Here is a 3,558-nt window from a genome sequence, read left to right as displayed (position 1 = left end):
TCATGACCCGCCCTGTGACCGTCGGTGTGGACGGCACTCCCCCGAGCCTGGCCGCCGCCGGCTGGGGCGCCCGCGAGGCCGAGCGCCGGGAGGTGCCGCTGAGGCTGCTGTACGCGTGGGAGTGGCAGCCCTACTCCCACGCGCCGCTGACGGGTACGGAGATCCCCAGGCCCTGGTCCGAACGGGCCCCGCACGACATCGCGGAACGGCTCCGCGGCGACTTCCCGGACCTGGAGATCACCGCCGACCAGGTGACCGGCCCGCCCCCGGAGATGCTGTGCGCCGCCGCGAAGGAGTCGGAGCTGCTGGTGATCGGCACGCCCGGCCTCGGCGGCCTGGCCGGTTTCCTCGTGGGCTCGGTGGCGATGTCCACCGTCGCGCACGCCGAGCGGCCCGTCGTCCTGGTCCGCGCCGGCACGGAGGCCGACGACGAGCCGGCGGCGGACCGGGGCCCGGCGCCCGTGGTGCTCGGTCTGGACGTGAGCCGGCCGTTCGGCGAGGTCATCCACTTCGCGTTCGAGGCGGCCGGGCTCCGCGGGGCCCCGCTGCGGGTGGTGCACGGCTGGACCCCGCCCGCCTTCTACACGCACGGGGTGGGGTCGGAGCGCGACTGGGAGTCCGACATCGGTGTGCAGGAGCAGGAGATGACATCGGCGGCGCTGCGTCCGTGGCGGGAGCGGTTCCCGGGGGTGGAGGTCACCGAGCAGTGCGTGGTGGGCCGTCCGGCCGGCCATGTGGTGGAGGCCGGCGCGGGCGCCGCGCTCGTCGTCGTCGGACGGCGCGTCAAGCGGGCGTGGGCCGTGCCGCCGCGCATCGGGCATGTGACGCACGCGGTGCTGCACCACTGCCGTGCCCCGGTGGCCGTCGTCCCGCACGCCTGACGCCCGCGCGCTCGGGCGCGGTCACCGCTCGGGCGTGGTCCCCTCGTCCGGGGGCGCCGGGGGCGCGGCCCCCGCGTCCGTGGTTCCCTGCTGTCCCGTGGTTCCTTGGGGCGCGGCCGCGTTCCAGCCGCCCGCGACCGGGGTTCCCCGGTGTCCGGCGCGTTCGGCACGGGCTCCGTCACCGGTGCACAGCGCCCAGACGACCACGCCGTTCAGCGCGATCAGCACCAGCGCCCAGAAGGGGTGGAAGGGCGCCCAGAGGAACTGGGCGAACATCCCCAGCACGGCCAGGGTGATGCCGACGCCCCGCGCCCACGCCGCGCCGCCCAGGACCGCGGCGCCGGACAGCACGATGACGATGCCGAGGACGAGATGGATCACGCCCCAGCCCGCCAGGCTGAACCGGTACACATAGCCGTTCGCCGCGAAGAAGACCGGGCTGCGGACGAGGGCGGCGATGCCCTCCATCAGCATCATCAGGCCGGCGGCGATCATCATCGTGGCGCCGAACAAGGTCCTGCCGGACGCCGCGAGGTAACCCGGTACGGCGGGCCGGCCGGCCGCGGTGTGCGTGGCCATGTCGCGCTCCTTCCCCAGCGGCCCGGCCGCCTCCCGGCCGGGCACTCCTGTCCTCCAGACTGACGCCGCCGGCGGCCGCGGCCCGTGGGCCGTTCGGCCCCGGCGCGGGCCCGTTCGGGGCCCGTCCTCCCGGGGTGACGCGCCGTGCGGCGGGTGGTCCCGTCCGGTATCCGCCCGTGCGCGGCGGCCGTTTTGAAGTGCGGGAGCCTTTCTCCATACGATCCACCGATGATCACAAGAAAACGGTTGGCGGCCGGGGTCTGCGGGCTGCTCGCCGCGATGACCGTCGCGTTGCTCCCCACACCGGCCAGTGCCGGCGAACCGGTCCCCGGCGAGACCCCGAAGGTCGAGTTGACGCTCGACGTCAGCGGCTCGATGCGGGCCCGCGACATCGACGGGCAGAGCCGGATGGCCGCGGCGAAGCAGGCGTTCAACGAGGTGCTGGACGCGGTGCCGGAGGGCGTCGAGCTCGGCATCCGCACCCTGGGCGCCAACTACCCCGGTGACGACCGGCAGGTGGGCTGCAAGGACACCCGGCAGCTCTACCCGGTCGGGCCGCTCGACCGCAACGAGGCCAAGGCCGCGGTGGCCACCCTCGTCCCGACCGGCTGGACGCCCATCGGCCCGGCCCTGCTGGGCGCCGCGAAGGACCTCAAGGGCGGTGACGGGCCCCGCAGGATCGTCCTCATCACGGACGGCGAGGACACCTGCGCCCCGCTCGACCCCTGCCAGGTGGCGCGCGACATCGCCGCCCAGGGCATCCATCTCACCATCGACACCCTCGGGCTGCTGCCCGACGCCAAGACCCGCAGGCAGCTCAGCTGCATCGCCGAGGCGACCGGCGGCACCTACACCTCGGTGCAGCACTCCGGTGAACTCCGCGACCGGGTCCACCAGTTGGTGGACCGGGCCGCCAAACCCGTCGTCACCCCGGTGGCCACCGAGGGGACGCAGCAGTGCGCCGACGCGCCGAAGCTGACGCCCGGCCTGTACAGCGACCGCGAGAAGTTCGGTGAGCACCGCTGGTACCGGGTCGACGTCCCGGCCGGCCAGGAGCTGCGCGCCTCGGTGAGCGTCGCGGCGGACCGCGCGGTCGACGACGACTACGGGGTGCTGCTGCGGGCCTCGACCCTGCACGGCCGGGAGATCGTCCGCGGCTCCGAGGCCGGTGACGGCCGCACCGATGTGATCTCCTCCGGGCTGCGCTACCCCAAGGCGGAACTCCCCAAGGACGACGGCACGCCGCAGACGGAGACCGTCTGCCTGCGCGTCAGCAACTCCTTCTCCGCGCCCGCCTCCGTCAAGAGGGACCCGGGCCTGCCCGTCGAACTCGCCGTCGACCTGGTGGACGGCCCCCGCGACGCCTCCGACCCGGCGTTCCTCGGCCTGGGCCGCGGCTGGTGGCTGCTGGGCGCGATGGTGGTGGCCGGATTCATCGCCGGCCTGCTGTGGGGCTGGCTCTCCCGCTGGCGCGTGACCGTCTGGAGGACGAACGACTGATGCGTACCGTACGTCTGCTGACCTCCGCCGTCCTGGCCGGCGCCGCCCTCCTCGGCGGCGCCCAGGCGGCCGCCGCCGACCCGTCGCCGAGCGCGAGCGCCGACGGGGAACAGGCCGCGCCGACCGAGGCCGGCACCTCCTTCCGTACCGCTACCGCCGTCCAGCCGGGACAGCGCGCCACCGCCAGCGCCTCCACCGGTGACTACCTCTACTGGTCGCTGCCGCTGGACGCGGGGCAGCGCGCCACCGTCAAGGCCAAGGTGACGCCCGCGCCGTCCGCCCGGCACGGCGCGGCCACCTGGCAGATCGATGTGTACGACGGGCTGCGCCGCCGTCAGGCGTGCACGTACGGCGCGCAGACCAGGGCCACGGACAAGGACAGCGGCGCGGTCGAGCTGTCCTGCACCCTGCGCACCGTCCGCGCTTGGTCACAGCCGTGGGCCAACGACCCGCTGCCGGGCCGCTATTACGTGCGGGTGACCGCGGTCGGTCTGTCACAGAGCGACCTCGGTCTGCCGGTGCGCGCCGAGATGGAGGCCACCGCCGACGACCAGGGCGGCTCCGCCGCCGTGGACGGCAGGCTCGCCGCCCCGCTCGT

The 3,558-nt window shown here is 74.7% G+C and carries 4 protein-coding genes; 3 read left to right on the top strand and 1 reads right to left on the bottom strand.

Annotated elements, in window-relative coordinates; genetic code table 11:
* Positions 1–881, top strand: an 881-nt coding sequence (locus AC51EU_RS28595; RefSeq protein ID WP_496269987.1) for a universal stress protein, incomplete at its 5' end; no start/stop codon positions are given.
* Positions 882–902: 21 nt separating this feature from the next.
* Here AC51EU_RS28595 and AC51EU_RS28590 read toward each other — a convergent pair.
* Positions 903–1,460, bottom strand: coding sequence for a DUF7144 family membrane protein (locus AC51EU_RS28590; RefSeq protein ID WP_496269986.1), 558 nt, complete (start codon positions 1,458–1,460; stop codon positions 903–905).
* A gap of 228 nt (positions 1,461–1,688) precedes the next feature.
* Here AC51EU_RS28590 and AC51EU_RS28585 point away from each other — a divergent pair, with 228 nt between their 5' ends.
* Together AC51EU_RS28585 and AC51EU_RS28580 are read left to right on the top strand one after the other, a co-directional pair.
* Positions 1,689–2,960, top strand: coding sequence for a VWA domain-containing protein (locus tag AC51EU_RS28585; protein ID WP_496269985.1), 1,272 nt, complete (start codon positions 1,689–1,691; stop codon positions 2,958–2,960).
* The coding region (locus AC51EU_RS28580; protein WP_496269984.1) for a hypothetical protein at positions 2,960–3,558 on the top strand (599 nt) is incomplete at its 3' end. The genes AC51EU_RS28585 and AC51EU_RS28580, both read left to right, overlap by 1 nt.

The organism is Candidatus Streptomyces philanthi (assembly GCF_059553635.1).
Note: the sequence above shows the minus strand (reverse complement) of the source record. Positions and strands in the feature narration are given on the sequence as shown.